Source organism: Streptomyces sp. NPDC059897, assembly GCF_042730865.1.
In the GTDB taxonomy this organism is placed as follows: domain Bacteria; phylum Actinomycetota; class Actinomycetes; order Streptomycetales; family Streptomycetaceae; genus Streptomyces.
Map to the genome: position 1 here is coordinate 144,759 of NZ_JBHWKQ010000002.1, position 17,547 is coordinate 162,305.

The 17,547-nt window shown below is 69.8% G+C and carries 16 protein-coding genes; 9 read left to right on the forward strand and 7 right to left on the reverse strand.

Going from position 1 to position 17,547, the window contains the following annotated elements:
- Positions 1-28 precede the first annotated feature (28 nt).
- The 4 genes from ACFV9W_RS03340 to ACFV9W_RS03355 form a co-directional block, all read right to left on the reverse strand.
- The gene (locus tag ACFV9W_RS03340) at positions 29-1,180 is read right to left on the reverse strand and encodes an NAD(P)/FAD-dependent oxidoreductase (RefSeq protein ID WP_385755140.1); all 1,152 of its coding nucleotides are present in this window, start codon (positions 1,178-1,180) and stop codon (positions 29-31) included.
- A 78-nt stretch (positions 1,181-1,258) separates the two neighbouring features.
- Positions 1,259-2,218 carry an ABC transporter substrate-binding protein gene (locus ACFV9W_RS03345; RefSeq protein ID WP_385755142.1) on the reverse strand — a complete coding sequence of 320 codons (960 nt, stop codon included), beginning with the start codon at positions 2,216-2,218 and terminating at the stop codon, positions 1,259-1,261.
- Positions 2,218-2,895, reverse strand: a complete 678-nt coding sequence (locus ACFV9W_RS03350) for an ABC transporter permease (RefSeq protein ID WP_385755144.1) — start codon at positions 2,893-2,895, stop codon at positions 2,218-2,220. The genes ACFV9W_RS03345 and ACFV9W_RS03350 overlap by 1 nt, the downstream gene beginning before the upstream one ends.
- Positions 2,892-3,587, reverse strand: coding sequence for an ABC transporter permease (locus tag ACFV9W_RS03355; RefSeq protein WP_385755146.1), 696 nt, complete (start codon positions 3,585-3,587; stop codon positions 2,892-2,894). Before ACFV9W_RS03355 ends, ACFV9W_RS03350 begins: the two co-directional genes overlap by 4 nt.
- A gap of 128 nt (positions 3,588-3,715) precedes the next feature.
- Between ACFV9W_RS03355 and ACFV9W_RS03360 the strand changes: the two genes are divergently transcribed.
- Positions 3,716-4,681: a pirin family protein gene (locus tag ACFV9W_RS03360; RefSeq protein WP_385755147.1), complete on the forward strand. Its 966-nt coding sequence runs from the start codon at positions 3,716-3,718 to the stop codon at positions 4,679-4,681.
- A gap of 388 nt (positions 4,682-5,069) precedes the next feature.
- Complete coding sequence (locus tag ACFV9W_RS03365) at positions 5,070-5,690, forward strand: dihydrofolate reductase family protein (RefSeq protein ID WP_385755148.1); 621 nt, start codon at positions 5,070-5,072, stop codon at positions 5,688-5,690.
- 115 nt (positions 5,691-5,805) lie between these two features.
- Here the strand turns inward: ACFV9W_RS03365 and ACFV9W_RS03370 are convergent, their stop codons facing one another.
- On the reverse strand, positions 5,806-7,407 hold the full coding sequence (locus ACFV9W_RS03370; RefSeq protein ID WP_385755149.1) for a BCCT family transporter: 1,602 nt from the start codon (positions 7,405-7,407) through the stop codon (positions 5,806-5,808).
- A 559-nt stretch (positions 7,408-7,966) separates the two neighbouring features.
- Between ACFV9W_RS03370 and ACFV9W_RS03375 the strand changes: the two genes are divergently transcribed.
- On the forward strand, positions 7,967-8,476 hold the full coding sequence (locus ACFV9W_RS03375) for a DinB family protein (RefSeq protein ID WP_385755150.1): 510 nt from the start codon (positions 7,967-7,969) through the stop codon (positions 8,474-8,476).
- 440 nt (positions 8,477-8,916) lie between these two features.
- Here ACFV9W_RS03375 and ACFV9W_RS03380 read toward each other — a convergent pair whose 3' ends face one another.
- Positions 8,917-10,824 (reverse strand): FAD-dependent monooxygenase, encoded by a 1,908-nt coding sequence (locus ACFV9W_RS03380; RefSeq protein WP_385755151.1) that lies wholly within the window; start codon positions 10,822-10,824, stop codon positions 8,917-8,919.
- 80 nt (positions 10,825-10,904) lie between these two features.
- On the opposite strand from ACFV9W_RS03380, the gene ACFV9W_RS03385 reads away from it, so the two are divergent.
- From ACFV9W_RS03385 to ACFV9W_RS03410, 6 genes are all read left to right on the forward strand, one after another.
- Positions 10,905-11,645 (forward strand): IclR family transcriptional regulator, encoded by a 741-nt coding sequence (locus ACFV9W_RS03385; RefSeq protein WP_385755152.1) that lies wholly within the window; start codon positions 10,905-10,907, stop codon positions 11,643-11,645.
- Between the two features lie 329 nt (positions 11,646-11,974).
- On the forward strand, positions 11,975-12,406 hold the full coding sequence (locus tag ACFV9W_RS03390; protein WP_385755154.1) for a tryptophan synthase subunit alpha: 432 nt from the start codon (positions 11,975-11,977) through the stop codon (positions 12,404-12,406).
- A gap of 173 nt (positions 12,407-12,579) precedes the next feature.
- On the forward strand, positions 12,580-14,568 hold the full coding sequence (locus tag ACFV9W_RS03395; protein WP_385755156.1) for a pentapeptide repeat-containing protein: 1,989 nt from the start codon (positions 12,580-12,582) through the stop codon (positions 14,566-14,568).
- A gap of 134 nt (positions 14,569-14,702) precedes the next feature.
- Positions 14,703-14,843 (forward strand): hypothetical protein, encoded by a 141-nt coding sequence (locus tag ACFV9W_RS03400; protein ID WP_385755158.1) that lies wholly within the window; start codon positions 14,703-14,705, stop codon positions 14,841-14,843.
- Between the two features lie 1,056 nt (positions 14,844-15,899).
- Positions 15,900-16,070: a hypothetical protein gene (locus ACFV9W_RS03405; RefSeq protein WP_385755159.1), complete on the forward strand. Its 171-nt coding sequence runs from the start codon at positions 15,900-15,902 to the stop codon at positions 16,068-16,070.
- Positions 16,071-16,076: 6 nt separating this feature from the next.
- Entirely contained in the window at positions 16,077-16,316 is a 240-nt protein-coding gene (locus ACFV9W_RS03410; RefSeq protein ID WP_385755160.1) for a hypothetical protein, read from the forward strand.
- A gap of 550 nt (positions 16,317-16,866) precedes the next feature.
- On the opposite strand, the gene ACFV9W_RS03415 is transcribed toward ACFV9W_RS03410, so the two are convergent.
- Positions 16,867-17,529 (reverse strand): helix-turn-helix domain-containing protein, encoded by a 663-nt coding sequence (locus tag ACFV9W_RS03415; protein ID WP_385755162.1) that lies wholly within the window; start codon positions 17,527-17,529, stop codon positions 16,867-16,869.
- Between the last annotated feature and the right edge of the window lie 18 nt (positions 17,530-17,547).

Sequence of the window (17,547 nt, forward strand, 5' to 3'; positions counted from 1 at the left end):
CACGTAACCCTAACGTTGAGGTTGAGAGTCAACCTGCGTGGCGGTTCATCGCCCGCAAATTTTCGTCCTGCACGTCTACGTCGCCGTCGATCTCCCGGCCGGGGCGGTACGCCTCCAGTTCCTCGGCCGGCGTCCCGCTCGTGATCTCGTGCGCGACGAGCCGGCCGAGTACCGGCGCGAGCGTCACCGCGCTGTGCGACACCAGGTGGTACAGGCCGGGCGCCGACTCCGCCTCTCCGACCAGCGGCAGCCCGTCCAGTGGCACGGGTCGTACGCCGATGCGCGCGTCGGCGATGCGGGCGCCGTCGAGGCCCGGCACGACGGTGCTGGCGCGCCGGTGCAGCTCGGACGGCAGGCCGTCGGCGGCCGTGCCCTCCAGGCGCGCGTCGACCTCCCACGACAGGGCCAGTACGCCGCCGTCCGCCGTGGGCCGCAGGTCGATGCCGGGTGCCGAGAGGATCGCGGTCAGCGGCTCCTCAGCCAGTGGCGCGCTCTCGGCGACGAGCCCGGGCACGTGCCGTAGCGGAAGGCGTTCCCCGGCGAGCGCGGCGATCTGGTCGGCGGCGGGCCCCGCACAGTTCACGACGGTGTCCGCGCCCCAGCTGCGCTCCCCCGCCTCCGCCCCCACGACCCGGGCGCCACGGCGGAGCAGGCCCGTGACGCGGGTGCCGTAGTGGGTCTCGGCGCCGTGCCTGCGGACGGCCGCGTCCAGCAGGGTGCGCACCAGGCGCGGGGCGTCGAACCAGGCGGTGCCGGTGTGCACGACGATCTCTTCGGCGGTGCAGGCTGCCGGGTCGGCGGCGGGTGCGAGTTCGCGCAGTGCGGAGGCCGGGGCGGTGCGGCAGTCGTGGCCCCATTCGCGTACCCGACGTGCCCGTTCACGCAGTGCGCGCTGCGCGTCCTCGTCGTCCGCCCACTGCACGAGCGGCACCGGATGCCGCCAGGTGGGGCCGTCGAGTTCCTCGGCGAGGGCGCGGTGGCCGTCGGAGCCCTGGCGGTTCAGGCGGTAGTAGGCGTGCGGGGTCTTCAGGTGGGTGACGTCGGCGGCGAAGGTGGCGCTGGAGGTGCCGGAGGCGGGTCCGGCCTCCTCCAGGACGACGACTTCGACGCCCGCGCGGGCGAGGTGGTAGGCGACGCAGGCGCCCAGCACGCCCGCTCCGACGACGACGGCTCGATTCATGCGGCTTCCTGTACGTGTCCGGGTACTGCGGCGATGGGTAAGTCCACCGATTGCCCACCGAACCGCGACACACACCTCTCAGCCGCCCTGCCGCAGCAGCCCCTTGTCCTCCAGATAGGTCCGCGCGACATCCTCGGGGAGCCGTCGCCAGCTGTCGACCTGCTGGTTCATGGAGGCGAGGTCGTCGGTGGTGAGGACGGAGTTGAGCGCGCCGAGCGCCTTCGCGACCTTCTCGTTTCCAGCCCGTGAGCGATTGACGACGGGCACGAGGTAGTCGGCGTTCTGCAGCTTCTTGTCGTCGTCGAGCAGGACGAGCCCGAAGTCGCCGAGGGTGGCGTCGGTGGTCGTGGTGAGCACCATCTGGTCCTGCCCGTTCTGCACGGCGTTCTTGGCCTGCGTGGTACCGACGCCCTTGGGGTCTACGCCGGTGACGTCGATGCCGTAGACCTTCTCGAGGCCCGGCTGGCAGTAGGGCCGCTGTACGCACTCGTCCCCGGCGGCGAGCCGCACCTTCAGGCCGGAGGCGCCGAGGTCGCTGAGCGTCTTGAGGTCGTGCTTCTTCGCGTAGGCCTCGGTCACGGCGAACGCGTTCTGGTCGACGGCCTTCCCCGCGTCCAGCACATCGAGCCCGCGTGGCTCGGCGAGCGCGCGCAGGCTCTTCATGGTGGCGTCGAGATCGGGCGAGCCGACGGGTTTCGCGTCGGCGCCGCTGGCCTTGGCGTTGAGCCAGTCGGCGAAGGTGGCGGCGTACTCGGGCACGACGTCGATCTGCCCGGACTCCAGGGCGGGTTCGTACAGCTCGCGGTTGCCCACGGACAGCAGCTCGGTCCCGTACCCGGCCTGCTTCAGCAGCAGCGCGTACATATTGGCGAGCAGATCGCTCTCGGTGAATCCGGCGGAGCCGAGGACGAGGTGCTTGCTGTCGCCGGGCGGCGCCGTCACCTCGCCCCGGTCCTCAAGCGAGGGACCGGTGGCGCACCCGCCGGCGAACAGCAGGAGCCCGAGAAACAGCGCGACCCGACGCAGCACCTTGCTCATCATCCGGCCCTCCTCCCCCGCAGCCGTCCGGGTCCGAACCGCTCGACGAGCTCGAACAGCCCCTCGACGATCAGCGCGAAGACGGCGACGAGCACGGCGCCCGCGACCACCTGCGGTGTGCTGGCGAGGTTGAACCCTGCGGTGATGATCCGCCCGAGGCCGCCGCCACCGGCGATGGCGGCGATGGTGGCCGTGGCGACGAGTTGCACGGCGGCGATCCGCACACCGTTGAGAATCATCGGCAGCGCGAGCGGCGCCTCGACCTTCATCAGCATCTGCCGCCCGGACATCCCCATCCCGCGTGCGGCCCGCACGACTTCCCGGTCGACGCCGCGCATCCCGACGTACGCGTTGGTGAGCAGCGGCGGCACCGCGAACAGCACGAGGGCGACGACGGTGGGTCCCTCGCTGTACTGCCCGAGCGGCGTGAGCAGCAACAGCACGAGCACGGCGAAGGTGGGCACGGCGCGCCCCACGTTGGCGATGTTGACGGCGAGCGCCCCGCCCTTCCCGAGATGCCCCAGCACAAGGGCGATCGGCAGGGCGATGAGACAGCTGATGACGAGACAGACGACGGTCAGCGTCACGTGCTGGGCGAGCCGGTGCCAGACGCCGTTGTCGCCGGCCCAGTGCGCGGAGTCGGCGAGCCAGTTCCAGGAGTCGGAGAGCAGCTTCACGCGCGACTCGCTCTCGTCCAGGGGGTGAGGACCCGCCCGATGGCAAGGAGCACGACATCAGCGACGAGCGCGATGACGACACACAGCACGGACGCAGTGAGCACCTGGGCCTTGAAGTAGGTGTTCATGCCGCTGTAGATGAGATTGCCGAGCCCTCCGTAGCCGACGATGGCGCCGACGGTCACGAGCGAGATGGCGGACACGGTGGCGATGCGCAGACCGGCGAGCGCGGCGGGCAGTGCGAGCGGCAGTTCGACGGTCAGCAGGAGCCGGATCGGCCCGTACCCCATGCCGCGCGCGGCCTGCCGGGTGTCCTCGGGCACGGAGCGCAGCCCGGCGAGGATGTTCCGTACGAGGAGGGTGAGCGAGTAGAGCACGAGCCCAGCGATGACCAGCGTGGCGGAAAGACCGTAGACGGGCAGCAGCAGGGAGAACATGGCGAGCGACGGAATCGTGTAGAGCACGGTCGTCAGCGCGAGCACGGGCCCGGCGGCCCACCCCCACCGCCGGGCGAGCAGCGCGAGCGGCACGGCGATGACGACGGCGATGGCCACGGCGACGAGCGTGATCTCCAGATGCTGCACGGTGGCATCCAGCAGCATGTGCCGACGCGTGCTCAGATACTCGCCGCAGATCCAGTCGTTGCGGGCGAGGCAGTCGTCGGGCGGCGCGGTGCCGGACCCACCGTTCACGAGGCGCACCCGACCATTCCAGTGGCTCGGCCCCGGCTCGGCGCGCCGGGTGACCCGTACGGGCGGCGCTGCGCGTTCCGCGGCCCACACACCTGACGCGGCGCCGCGCCGGGGCTAGGGTCTGCGGCATGAGCAATCTTGACCGCGAACCAGTGCCCTCGGTGTGCGGCGGACGCGGCTTCGTCGTGGCGGAACCGGTGCGCGAACTCCTCAGCCCGCGCCGTGTGCGGCTCGGCGGCTCCACGGAGGTGCGCCGACTCCTGCCCAACCTGGGCCGCCGCATGGTCGGGGCCTGGGCGTTCGTCGACCACTACGGCCCGGACGACATCGCGGACGAGCCCGGCATGCAGGTGCCACCACACCCGCACATGGGCCTGCAAACGGTGAGCTGGCTGCACGAGGGCGAGGTCCTGCACCGTGACAGCACCGGCAGCCTCCAGACCATCCGCCCCCGCGAACTGGGCCTGATGACCTCGGGCCGGGCGATCTCCCACTCCGAGGAGAGCCCGCGCGCCCACGCCCGTTTCCTCCACGGCGCGCAGCTCTGGGTGGCACTCCCCGACTCCCACCGCCACGTGGACCCGCACTTCGAGCACCACGGAGCGCTTCCTACGGTGACCGCGCCCGGCCTCACGGCCACGGTCATCCTCGGCTCACTCGACGGCGCGGCGTCCCCCGGCACGACGTACACCCCGATCGTGGGCGCGGACCTGTCCCTCACCCACGGCACGGAGACCCGCCTCCCCCTGAATCCGGACTTCGAGTACGCGGTCCTGTCGATGTCCGGCGAGGCCCACGTCGACGACGTCCGCATGCTCCCCGGCTCGATGCTCTACCTCGGCTGCGGCCGCACCGAACTCCCGCTGCGCGCGGAGTCGGACGCGGGGCTGATGCTCCTTGGCGGGGAGCCGTTCGAGGAGGAGCTGGTGATGTTCTGGAACTTCATCGGCCGCAACCAGGACGAGATCACGCAGGCGCGGGAGGACTGGATGACGGGCTCCCGCTTCGGCGAGGTGAAGGGGTACGACGGGGAACGGCTGGATGCGCCGGAGCTGCCGGCGGTGCCGCTCAAGCCCCGGGGAAGAGTGCGCTGAGCTGCTCGTTTTACGGGACGCGCCACTGAGTGCCTCGACGCCACAGGAGACCAAGACCACCCGGCGTTCGGCCTCGCCGCACCAGTCCACTCCTGCCCGTCGTCCCGCACTGATAGCGGCCGGGCGGGGTGGAGGTCACAGGTCGCCGCCGAAGTGTGGGCACATGCGCCGGCGGCGCCGGCCTCTCGTGCGGATGCCGATGCCGCAGGCCCGCCTCTTCTTGAGCTGGAGGCTGTTGGTCGACCGGGGGGACGCCGACCGCGTCGGCCAAGTCGCACAGTACGGCCGGGCGATGAAATCGCGATCCCGGACCGGTCTACCCCTGTATGAACGGATCAGACGGCTTACCGCGAAGGCGACGGAAGGTCGCCACCAGGAGGACGGCACAGTGACCGAACACTTCGGCAAGGTGACCTGCGACCTCACGATCTCCGTCGACGGGTACTCGGCCGGGCTCAACCAGACCGAGGAACGACCGTTCGGCGACGACGCCGGTGATGGCTGGGGCGACAGGCTGCACGCCTGGATGTTCGAAACCCCGGAGCAGCGACAGGCCGAGCTCGACCGGCTGACGGAGGTCGGCGCCCTCATCATGGGGCGCAACATGTTCGGCCCCGTACGCGGCGAATGGGATCGACAGTGGAAGGGCTGGTGGGGCGACAATCCGCCGTACCACGCACCGGTCTTCGTGCTCACGCACCACCCGCGCGACCCGCAACCGATGGACGGCGGCACCACCTTCCACTTCGTCACCGACGGCATTGACTCCGCGCTGCGGCAGGCTCGCGAGGCGGCCGGGGGCCGCAACGTGTCGATCCACGGGGGTGCGACCACCATCAACCAGTACCTCGCCGCAGGCTTGATCGACGAGCTGCGGCTGCACATTGTGCCGTTCACGCTCGGCGCCGGTACGCGGCTGTTCGACGGCGTGCCGTCACTGAATCTTGAACAAGTGGAGTCGCGAGCAGCGAACTCGGTCACACATGTGACCTATCGCGTGCTGCCCTGAGCGACGCACGGGCAGAAACTCGGCCTCGCGCACTCCGATCAGGAGGTCGTGGAGTTCCCGCGGCGGGCCGGCGACACCGTGGTGTCGTGCACGCCGCCGGCGCCGTCTCGCTCACTCAGGGCGCGCCCTGCACCTCGTCCCGGAACGGGCTGTTCTTCGGGTCCGCGCATTCGGGGACGCGCTCGTGCGTCGGATCGGAGAGGGTGACGCGGTCGAGCGGCAACCGGCGGTCGTCCGCGTACAGCGCGCGCACCAGCCCGTAGCACATCACGATCATCACCACGCTGAACGGCAACGCGGTCGTGATCGAGGCCGTTTGCAGCGCCACGAGCCCGCCGGAGCCCGCGAGCAGCAGGACCGCCGCGACGGCTCCCTCGAGCACGGACCAGAAGACACGCTGGATCTTCGGCGCATCGACGTTGCCTCCCGAGGTCAGCAGGTCGATGACCAGGGATGCCGAATCCGACGACGTCACGAAGTACAGCGCCACGAGCACCGTCGCGAGTACGGTCGCCGCCTTCGCCAGCGGCAGCTCGTCGAGCAGGCCGAACAGGGCGATGGCCGGGTCCTGCGCCACCTTGTCGGACAGCTTCCCGCCGGTCGCCGCGTCGACCGAGAACGCGGTGTTCCCGAAGACGGCGAGCCACAGGAACGTGAGCGCCGCGGGCACGAGCAGCACGCCGAAGACGAACTCGCGAATGGTGCGGCCGCGCGAGATCCGGGCGATGAAGATGCCCACGAACGGCGCCCAGCTGATCCACCATCCCCAGTAGAAAATGGTCCACGACGCCTGCCAGCCGGAATGCGCGTCGGCGTCCGTCCACAGCGTCGTCTGCGGCAGCGTCTGGACGTAGTCGCCCACTTGCTGCACAAAGCTCGACAACACGTCGGTGGTGGGTCCCGCGAACAGGACGAACGTCATGAGGGCCAGGCTGATACACAAGTTGGTGACCGAAAGGCGCAGCATTCCCTTGTCGAGTCCAGACAGCAACGAGAAGGTGGCCGCCAGCGTGATGACGGCGATGAGCAGCACTTGGACCGTCGTCGACTGCTGAAGAATTCCCAGGCTCGCGAGCCCGGCATTCACCTGCAGAACGCCGAACGCCAGCGAGGTGGCGATGCCGAACATCGTCCCGAAGACCGCCAGGGTGTCGACCGCGTCACCGATACGGCCGTGAATGCGCTTGCCGAGCAGCGGGTACAGCGCACTGCGGATCGACAGCGGGAGATCGTGCCGGTAGGCGAAGTACGCGAGGGACAGGCCGACGACGATGTAGACCGCCCACGCGTGCAGGCCCCAGTGGAAGAACGTGAAGCGCATCGCCTCCGTGCGCGCCGCGACTCCCCCCGGCTGCGCCATCGGCGGGTCGGCGAGGTGCGACAAGGGCTCGGCAACCGACCAGAACACCAAACCGATCCCCATGCCCGCGGTGAACAACATCGCGAACCACGTGAGGTAGCGGTACTTCGGCCGACTGTCGGGCGGTCCGAGGCGGATCCGGCCGAAGCGGCTCGCGCCGAGCCAGATCACGAATACGAGGAAACAGCCGACCACGAGGATGTAGTACCAGTCGAGCGATTCAGCGATGCCCTCCTGGACCGTTTCGAAGAATCCGTGCAGGGCGTCGGTGGCAACGATTCCCGCGGTCAGGAATGCGATGATGACCACGACCGACACCGTGAAAACAACCGGATTCGTTTCGAGTCGCACTCTCATCGGCTGAACGTCAGCTCCGTTTCGTCATTTCCGCATTCCCCTCATGGGCCAGCCGCGAACGTACCAGCGCGGGTGAATGGAGCGCGGCGCGACACGCAATTCGCGCTTCTGGCAAGGAATACGCCGGTCACGGCAGGCGGATGCCCGACCTCCGGCCCGTCGCGGCCGGCTCCTTGGCGACCTCGACGATGCCGCGCCGCACCAACCGACGGCATGTGATGCGTCCCCGGCGAGGCGTTGTCGTACCCCCGGTGTAGCGTCCAGCCGAAGTCAGGCTCATGATCAACCATGTCGTCGAGTACGAGCCGGATCGCCACATCCGCTGGGAGCCGAGGCCCGGCCGAGGACACCCGGACTCCACCGTGCCCGGGACCGCGTGGGGCCACCGGTGGATCTTCAGCCTGCGCCCGAATGGCGCCGGGGCGACACAGGTGACCGAGACTTTCGACGGTTCACGCATGACGGCGGACAAACGCGCGGAAGTGGACAGCGGCCGCGCCTGGTGGCACACACAGATGGAAAGCACCCTGGAACGCCTCGCCGAACTGTGCGCCGCCCGGTGAACGCCGAACTCGACGCCCTCAAGGGCGCTTTGGACGGTCAGCGCACGCATGTCCTCGGGGCACTGGAGGGGCTCTCCGAGGAGGACCTGCGGCGGCCGGTACTGCCCAGCGGCTGGAGCTGTCTGGCCCTGCTGCGCCACCTCACCCTGGACGTCGAACGCTTCTGGTTCCCCGGGGTGATCGCGGGCGAGCCTGATGTGGCCGGCCAACTCACGGCAGGCACCGAGGCGCACTGGTACGTGCCCGAGAGGATGACCGCCGACGAGGTCTTCGCCGACTTCCGGGCGGCCATCGCGTGTGCCGATGCTGTACTCGGCGCGGTCACGCCCGAGCAGGAGCCCGCCGCCTGGCCCGTGGAGATCTGGCCGACCTGGCGGCTGCCCGACGTGCGGCACATCCTGATCCATGTGCTCACCGAAGTCGCCTGCCACACCGGGCACCTGGACGCGGCACGCGAACTGATCGACGGCAACACCTGGCTCGGCGTCAGCTCCTGCGCCGGATAGCCCTGTGCCCGGGTGAGGTTCGTTGGATCTTCGCTCTGCTGCCGCGCTGGGGCGTCGCGTCCGACGGCTACCGAATCCTGCGGTCCGACCGCGGCGCGATGCGCCTTGAGGCCGCCAAGATCTCCCCGATGTACACATCGCCTTCGCGGCTACCGGGCTCCGGTGGTGGTCGGCCGCGGGGAGTCCCCCCTGGCCAGGTATTGCTCGGGCCTCCTTACTGTCATCCAGCCCAGGACGCCCCAATTCGCCCGACGGATGGACGATTCAAGTCGTTGGTGGTTGCATGCCATTCCCGGGAACGGCACCACCTCGGATCCCTCCGCGCTGCGCCCCAACCAGCGGGACGGGCTGTGTGAGACCTGAGGGAAGACCGTCGCGGCAGGCTCGGCGGAGGGCCTGCCGGGGCAAAGGTGCCGGGTGAACGGGTCGCTGTGTCGGCCTCAGTCCACCTCGCGCAGGACCCCCCGGAGGAAGTCGGACAGCTCCGCGGTGGCTTCCAGCGGCAGGACATGGGCGACGTACTGGTCGGGGCGGGCCAGCACCATGCAGCCCCGGTCCCGGTCGATTCCGCGCAGGTCGAAGATGTCCGCCTGCCGCGGGTCGGGGCAGAAGGCCTTCTCGTGGTCCACCAGGGCGAGACGGCCCTTGCGGGGGCGCAGCACCGCAGGCAGTGCGGTCGGCTCGAGGGTGCGATGCGGCTGTTGCAGGATCGCGCGGACGTCGAGGACCGCATCCGGTTCGGCGCCCGCGGGGGTGAAGCGGGCCAACGGGGAGGCCGGAGAGGCGAGATGGTCGCAGAGCCCGTGGAACAGGCCATCGGCGGCCTGCAGTCCTATCCGGTCGGCGAAGAGGTAGAGCCGCCAGGCGCCGTCCGCCCGGGCCGCGTGCCCCAGCTGTACGGGCCGGGCATCGGCGAGCCGCACCACCGGCGCGGAGTGGAATCGCATCCCGATCGGGAAGCCCTTCGCGAGGTGCTGGTGCTCACCGGTGCCCGTGATCATCGACGGCTCGTAGCGGACGGACAGACCGGCGGTGTAGAGGCCCTGGGCGCGGAAGTAGTCGGAGAACTCCTCCCGTTCGCCTTCCGGCGCGCCCGTCTTGTCGCCCCCTCCCGCAGCCATCTTGGAGGCGAAGTCGCGGTCGAAGTCGATGAGGTCCTGGGCGACCCGCTGCCGCTCCTCGGAGTAGGTGTGCAGCAGCTCGGGGGCCGCCGTGCCGCTCAGTACGGCGGCCAGCTTCCAGCCGAGGTTGAAGGCGTCGGCCATCGACACGTTCATGCCCTGTCCGGCCTTGGCGCTGTGGGTGTGGCAGGCGTCGCCCGCGATGAAGGCGCGGGGCAGTCGGGCGCCCGTCTCCTCCTCGGGTACGTCGTCGAACTTCGCGCACAGCCGCTGGCCGACCTCGTACACCGCCCACCAGCCGACGTCCTTCACCTCGACCCGGTACGGCGAGAGGATCCGGTTCGCGGCCCCGGCGAGCACCGCGGGGGTGACGGCCTTCGCCCGCAGCAGGTCCCCGTACCGCTCCGCGTCCAGCTCGATGTAGAGCCGCACCAGGTAGCCGCCCTCACGCGGAATGATCAGCAGTGAGCCGGCCTCGGACTGGATCACGGACTTCAGCCGGATGTCGGGGAAGTCGGTGTCCACCAGGACATCCAGGACGCCCCACGTCTGGTTCAGCGCGTCGCCCTCGAGCCTCCGGCCGATCGCCTTGCGCACCGAGCTGCGCGCCCCGTCGGTGCCGACCACGTACTTGGCGCGCACCACGGACGTCCCGCCGCGCTCGTTCTCCAGGGTCACGGTGACCGGGTACTCCCCCGCGTCCGCGCCCTCGGCGATGTCCACGGCGGTGGCGTTCAAGGAGTAGTGCGGGACCGTCCGGGAGGCCGAGCGGGCCATGTGCTCGCGCAGGAAGTCCAGCATGCGGGCCTGGTTCACGATCAGGTGCGGCATCTCGGAGATGCCCTCCTCGACGTCGTCGATCCGGCCGGTGCGGACGATCGTGGAGCCGTCCGTGGGGTCGGGCTTCCAGAAGGTCACTTCGTTGACCTGGTACGCCTCCTGCTTCAGCTGCTCGGCCAGGCCGAAGGCCTCGAACATCTCCACGGTGCGGCAGGCGACCCCGTCGGCCTGCCCCACCAGCAGCGGACCGTCCTTGCGATCCACCACCACCGTCCGGATCCCGGGGAAGGCGGCCAGTTGCGCCGCCAGGACCAGGCCGGCCGGGCCGCAGCCGACGATCAGCACATCGGCGGTCTCGGGCAGGCCGGCGTCCGGGGCCTGGGCGGCGGGATGCGCCTCCTTCATCGAAGGGTCGCCGGGACGGTATCCGTCGAGATGGAACTGCACGATGCGAACTCCTTGGCAGAGGGGGCGGATGACGCCACGATTCTCCGCACGTCCCACCATGAGGGATAGACTTTTCTGCTATGCGGAACAAACCTGCCTACGCCGTCGGCTCCGTGGACTCCGCCCTGCTGCTGGCGATCGTGCTGCGCCAGGAGGGGCCGATGCGGGTCACCGACGCGGCGCAGCGGGTCGGGGTGTCCGTCTCGACCGCACACCGGCTGCTCGCCACGCTCGTGCACCGCGACTTCGCCGTGCAGCTGCCCGACCGCCGCTACGACGCCGGCCCGCAGCTGGGCCAGGCCCCCACCCGCGCACCCGTGGCCCGGCTGCGCGAGGCCGCCGGTCCGCACCTGCGCGCGCTGCGCGACCACTGGCACGAGACCGCCAACCTTCTGCTGCTGGACGAAGAGGGCACCGGGGTCCGCTTCCTCGCCACCGAGGAGGCCGACCAAGTGCTCCGCGTCGGCGACCGCACCGGCCGCATCCTGCCCGTCTACGCCGCCTCCGGCGGCCGTGCCCTGCTCGCCCTGTACGACGACGCGGCCGTGGAAGCGGTCCTGGAGCGCTGCGGCCTCGCCCCGGACCAGCGCGCCGTCCACCGGCGTGCCATCCAGCGCGCCCGCCGCGAGGGCCACGCCCTCAACCAGGAGGCCACCGAGACCGGCCTCACGGCGCTGGGCGTCGCCCTGCCCACCGGCACGGCCGGCTCCCCGCCCGCCGCGATCTCCCTCTCCATGCCGTCGGCCCGCTGGTCCCGCGCCCTCCTGCCCACCTTGTCGACCGCGCTCAAGGCGGCCGCGGCCCGCATCAGCTCCGGCTGAGGGTGCGGCGCGCACCACGACGCAGCCCGCCGCCGGAACGGCCACCACCGCGACCGGCGACCTCCGGCCGTACCCGTCGACCGCTGCGGAGCCTTCACATGCTCAGGGCATCAGCGCACCCTGGTTCTGGACGCGACCGCCGCGGGGCGGGACCGCCCAACTCCCTGGCCCGGCGTGCCGGAGGCCCACGGCGACTGCACTGCCTTCGCCCAGGTCACGCGTCTCGACGCAGCCGTGGATCATGGCGCACGTCCCTGACGCGCGAGGAGCTGGCTACGGAGCTCCGCGCCCTCCAAGGCACCTGCTACATCTTCGCCACCGCGCTGACGATGATGCGCGACAGCGAGATTCAACACGCAGCGTCAAGCCGCAGCGACAACTGGAGTGGGGAACGCCACGTTTCCGTCGAACAGTTCGTGCTCACGCAGGCAGTGGAAGAGCTGGCCCAGCATCCGGTCGAAGAGGCCACGCCGTGGCTCCACGGAGCCCGCGCGCACGGCCTCGACACGGTGTTCGTGGTCACCCCCACCGCCTGCGACGCACGCCTCGCCACGATCTGCGCCCAAGGCAGTGGCATGATCTACGCCCCCGCCACCGCGAGTGTCACCGGAGGACAAGGCCCGCTGCACCACGGCATGGAGGCTTTCGTCGCCCGGCTGTGTCAGATCACCTCACTGCCCATCGGCGTCGGCACCGGCGTGTCCACGCCCCAGCAGGCGGCCGCCACTATCTCGGGTGTCGAGCGGGCGACAGGTATGTGAGGCATGCACGCCGCACCGTGCCTGACAGATATTTACGGGTTGTTCAGGCACATACGGGCATGTTCGCAATGTGGGACCCGACCTCGCAACCGCGGCCCGTCATCGTCGACCCTGAACCGTTCCCGTTCCCAGGACGTCTATACGGGCATCTGACACCGTGGAGCCGCCACACCATGAGCACATCCGAACCACCAACCTGGCCGCACTGCGCGCACGGTGCAGACCCTGCCGCCGACCCTGTTGGTTGCCGCGGCATCCACGTCCCTGGCCACACCGCGTGCCTCGCCCACTTGGCCGACGCCGATCGTGACGCCTACGTCGCTGGCCTGGCTCCCGGCGCCAGCATTGACCACCGAGGTACCACGTTCACCGATTCCCTCCTCATCGCCGTACTCAACGCCCTCCGTGACCCCGCAACCGGAAAGGCCCGCTTAGGCACCGCCGTGTTCGAGTCGGCGACCTTCGAAGGCGACGCCGAGTTCGAGTCGGTCGCCTTCGAAGGTGACGCCGTGTTCGAGTCGGCCACCTTCGAAGGCGACGCCGAGTTCGAGTTGGTGACCTTCAAGGGCGACGCCGAGTTCGATTCGGTGACCTTCGAGGGCGGTGCCGAGTTCGAGTCGGCGATCTTCGAGGGCGATGCCTGGTTCGGGTCGGCGATCTTCAGCGACGCTGTGTTCATGTCGGCGACCTTCAAGGGCGACGCCTGGTTCGAATCAGCGACCTTCGTGATCGACGCCGTGTTCAAGTCGGCGATCTTCAAGGGCGACGCCGAGTTCGATTCGGCGACCTTCAAGGGCAACGCGGTGTTCGCGTCGGTGACCTTCGAGGGCGACGCCTGGCTCAGGTCGGCGATCTTCGAGGGCGACTCCTGGTTCAGGTCGGCGGCCTTCAAGGGCAACGCCGTGTTTGAGTCGGTGACCTTCAAGGGCGACGTCTGGTTCGAGACGGCGACCTTCGTGGTCGACGCCGTGTTCAGGTCGGCGATCTTCGAGGGCGACGCCTGGTTCGAATCAGCGACCTTCAAGGACAACGCCACGTTCGAGTCGGCGACCTTTGTGGACGCTGACAAGTTCGGGCCTTTGGTGTGTGCTGGGCGGGTTGGGCTGTCCGGCGCGGTGTTCGGCGGTCCGGTGACCCTTTCGTTCGCAGCGCGGCGTCTGGAGTGCCGTCGCACTCGCTGGTCCTCAACAGCGGAGATCCGTCTGCGCTATGCCACGGTGGACTTCGCTCATGCGGTGTTCGAGTACCCCCTCACGATCGCCGCCGAGCCAGATCCGTTCGTTCTCACCAACGGCCGACAGCTCACCGAAGAGCCCTTTGCGGGCGCGCCCGACCCTGGGGTGCGGGTGGCGTCGCTGCGTGGCGTGGATGCGGCCCATCTGGTCCTGGCCGACCTCGGTCTGTCGGGATGCCTGTTCGCCGGCACGGTCCATCTGGACCAACTCCGTTTGGAGGGGGCCTGCACCTTTGACACGGCTCCGCCCGCCGTGCACGGACGGCGCTGGCTGCCCGTGCGGTTCACCGCGCGCCGCGTCCTGGCCGAGGAACACCACTGGCGCGCCAGCCAGCCGCGGGCAGTGCGGGGCTGGAACGTGGCGGTCCTCGGTGCCGGGCGGGTGGGGCCGTTGCAGCTGGCTCCGGTGTACCGGGCTCTGCGTAAGGCCTTCGAGGATGGAAAGCACGAACCGGGTGCTGCGGATTTCTATTACGGGGAGATGGAGATGCGCCGCCACGCCGACGACATCCCCCGCAGTGAACGGGGGCTGCTGACCGCCTACTGGGCGCTGTCCGGCTACGGCCTGCGAGCCTCCCGGGCCCTGGTCTGGCTCGGGACGGCCATGCTCCTCACCATTGTCCTGCTGATGGCCTTCGGCCTCGCGCAGGACACCCCGAAGCAGACCGCGACCGGCACCGTCCCGGTCGGCGGGGGCAAGGTCACCTTCGAGATCGACAAGGACGATCCCCAGAACCCCACCGGCAACCGGTTCACCGGCGAGCGTTTCGAGAAAGCTCTGAACGTCACCCTCAACTCGGTGGTGTTCCGCTCCTCCGGACAGGACCTGACCACCGCCGGCACCTACATCGAGATGACCTCCCGCCTGACCGAACCCGTCCTGTTGGGCCTGGCCGTCCTCGCTGTCCGCAACCGCGTCAAACGCTGACGGCCCTGCCCGGCCAAGCGAAGCTCAGTGAACGGTTCGGCTGATCCGTTCACGTGCCCTGCTTGCCTGCACCGCCGATCATGCCTTTGAGCTGCACAGAAGCCCTTCGTCCCTAGATACACACGCTCGGGGCCGTGGCGGACGCCTGCATCGTAGGCTCCGCCCTCGTCCGCGCCCTGGCCTCCCGCCCCGGAGCCCGTGGCGTCACCGCCGCGGCCGACCTCGCCCGCCGCCTCGCCGACGGCCTCAACCACCCGCTACGCACCGCCGCATGAGCACACCTCAGAGCCAATAACTGCGTGGAGGCGACGAGCCGGGGACGGCTCCCCACTGCGTCCGGTCGGCCCAGTCCCACGAGCGCCACGCAGGGCCTGCCCGCAGCATCTTGACCGACGATTTCGACCGGTCACTTCGCCCGGCGTCGCTTGAGGATGCACCGCCTGACCATCCGCCAGGTCTGGCCCGTCGGCGCCTTCTGCTGCGCTTTCGCCCTCTCCGGCGAGCTGGACGTCAGCCGCGTCGGTGATTTCACCGACACCGTCGTCCGCACCCTCGCATGCGGGGCCGGCACCTGTGTCTTGACCTCACCGACGTCACCTGGTGCGGCCACGGCAGCCTGTTCACGCTCCTGGGGTTCCGGCATCCCGCGAACCGCATCGGCGGTAGCCTCTCCTTCCTCGCCGTCAGCGCTCCCGTCCGGGAGGCCCTCCACCGCATCAGCCTGAGCGAGCTCCTTGCCGTCGCCCCGGGGCAAACCCGGCTCGACTTGAATCCGGGTCAGAAATCGGCCCTCCGGCCGGGTGGGAGGGCAGATCGCGGGTACCAGGAAGGCCAGACCGCATGGAGTGGCGGGACGGGACGGCCGCCGCCGCGTGTTGGTGACGGCGGCGGCCGTCGGGCGCGAGGGCTCATGTCTCCCCTGCCGTGAGTCCTCGCGCGGGAACGTCCTCACGGTCGCGTGGGGCTGCGGGAGTTGCCCCACTGAGCAGGCCGGAGGACGAGGGCCGGGGTCCGGGTCACCGCATCACAGACGCGGGCTCCGGCTCCTCTCACCACGGATTCACTCCACAGACCCCGCAGGGGCAGGGCGGAGCCCGGTCGGCAGCTGCTCAACACAGTACCGGCACCGAACACGCTGCAGAAGCCCGCGAGTTGGCCGCTCGGGGCGGTTCAGGTTTACAGGGTCAGGGTCGGGGGATTCACCCGAGCACGGCCTGCGGCGTTGCTCAGGCTGCGCGTCCTGTGGTTCGGCAGTGCAGCCCAGGGGGTGCTGGTTCCCGTGACCGGTCGGCCGGTCACGGGAACCAACGAAGCCCCAGCTGCCGCTCGCGATGCTGATCACCATCCTCGGCCCGGCGGGATTCTTCACGTCGATCACGTTCATCGCGCCCATCACCATGGATGTCGCCGGCATCCCGGAGAGCTGGGTCACGATCTACATGGTCGTGTTCGGGCTGCGGCCGTTCATCGGCAACCTCCTGGGAGGGCGACTCGCGGACTAGAACCTCATGGGTCTGCTGCTGGGCAGCGAGTCCCTGCTGACGGCTACGCTGCTCGTCTTCTGGCCTGCCGCGGGCAACGTCGTGGTCGCCTTCATCGCGGTGTTCCTCACGGCCGCTTCCGGGTTCGCCACCGTGTCGCCGATCCAGCGCCTGGTGATGGAACGGGCCGAGCGCGCCAGCGCCCCGAACCTCGCATCCGCGATGAACATCGGTCCTCGGCAACGCCATCGGTGTCTGGCTCGGTGACTATGTGATCAGTGCAGGGCTCGGAGGCAGCAGCTCCAACCTTGCCGACGGCTACTGACCGCCGGCGCGCTCGTGGTGGGCACCCTGATCTGGCTGGAGTCGCGAAAGCCCACTGGCACCCAGCCCTCGGAGAGCCTCGACGGGTACCTGGAGTGGGTATAGCACCTGCCGCACCGCTGTCTCGCGCGGGCCTCTCGCTCGCCTGACACGCGCAGCGGCGCCCAAGACGTTCGGGCTGGCACTCGCTCGCCTCCCGATGGCCGTCGGGAGCGCGCGCTGGCGACGGCACTTACCCGCAACTATCGGGCGTGCCGTGGAGGGCTCTTGGTGGCCCTCTAGCAGGGGCGTTCACGCCAGATTGCCGCCCGGGAACGAGTCCGGGACGGCAACCTGGCACCTCGGGAACAGCGGCCAGTTCGAACTCCCCACGTACGGCCACCTCCGATTTCACTGACGGTCGTCACTGGCGAAATGCCGGTCGTGCTGCACGGGGTGGACGTGATTCCTGCGCCCGCGCAGCGCGATACGTGCTGGGCGAGGCCGGGCGGCGTCAGGAGGCGTCGCCGACGCCGCGCCCCGCCCACGCGACGTCGTCCGCCTTCAGCCCCGGGGTGTCGGCCAACGTGGTGGGGGCCATCGCGGTGAACGCACGGACCTCTCGATGGAGATGAGACTGGTCGGCGTATCCGCACTCCGCCGCGATCTGGGACACAGACTCGCCTGACGCCAGACGATGGGCGGCATGGTGGAAGCGAACCAGCCTCGCAACGCGCTTGGGCGGCAGGCCGATCTGCGACCGGAACCGTCCCCACAGGCGTTTGCGGCTCCATCCGGTCTCGATGGCCAGATCTTCGACCCGCACCCGGCCACGGCTGGCGACGATCCGCTCCCAGCCCCAGGCCACCTCCGGATCCACAGTCGGCCCCCTCCCGCGTTGGCGGGCGAGCAGAGCGTCCGTCAGCGCGAATCGGTCTTCCCACGACGTGGCGTCGTCCAACTGCTCCCGGATCCGTGCGCCCTGACGGCCCCACACATCGTCCAGGGCGATCGTGGAGCCGTCCAGATCCACCGGCGAGACCCCCAGCATGGCACGGGCAATCAGAGGGGAGAGCCGAACCTCCACGCATGCGGTGTTCTCGCCCCGCATGCAAACCGCCTCGGACAAGAGCCCCGCAACGAAGGTTCCGCGCTGCTGCCAGCCGCTGGCCGGCATACCGCCCACCCGAAATGG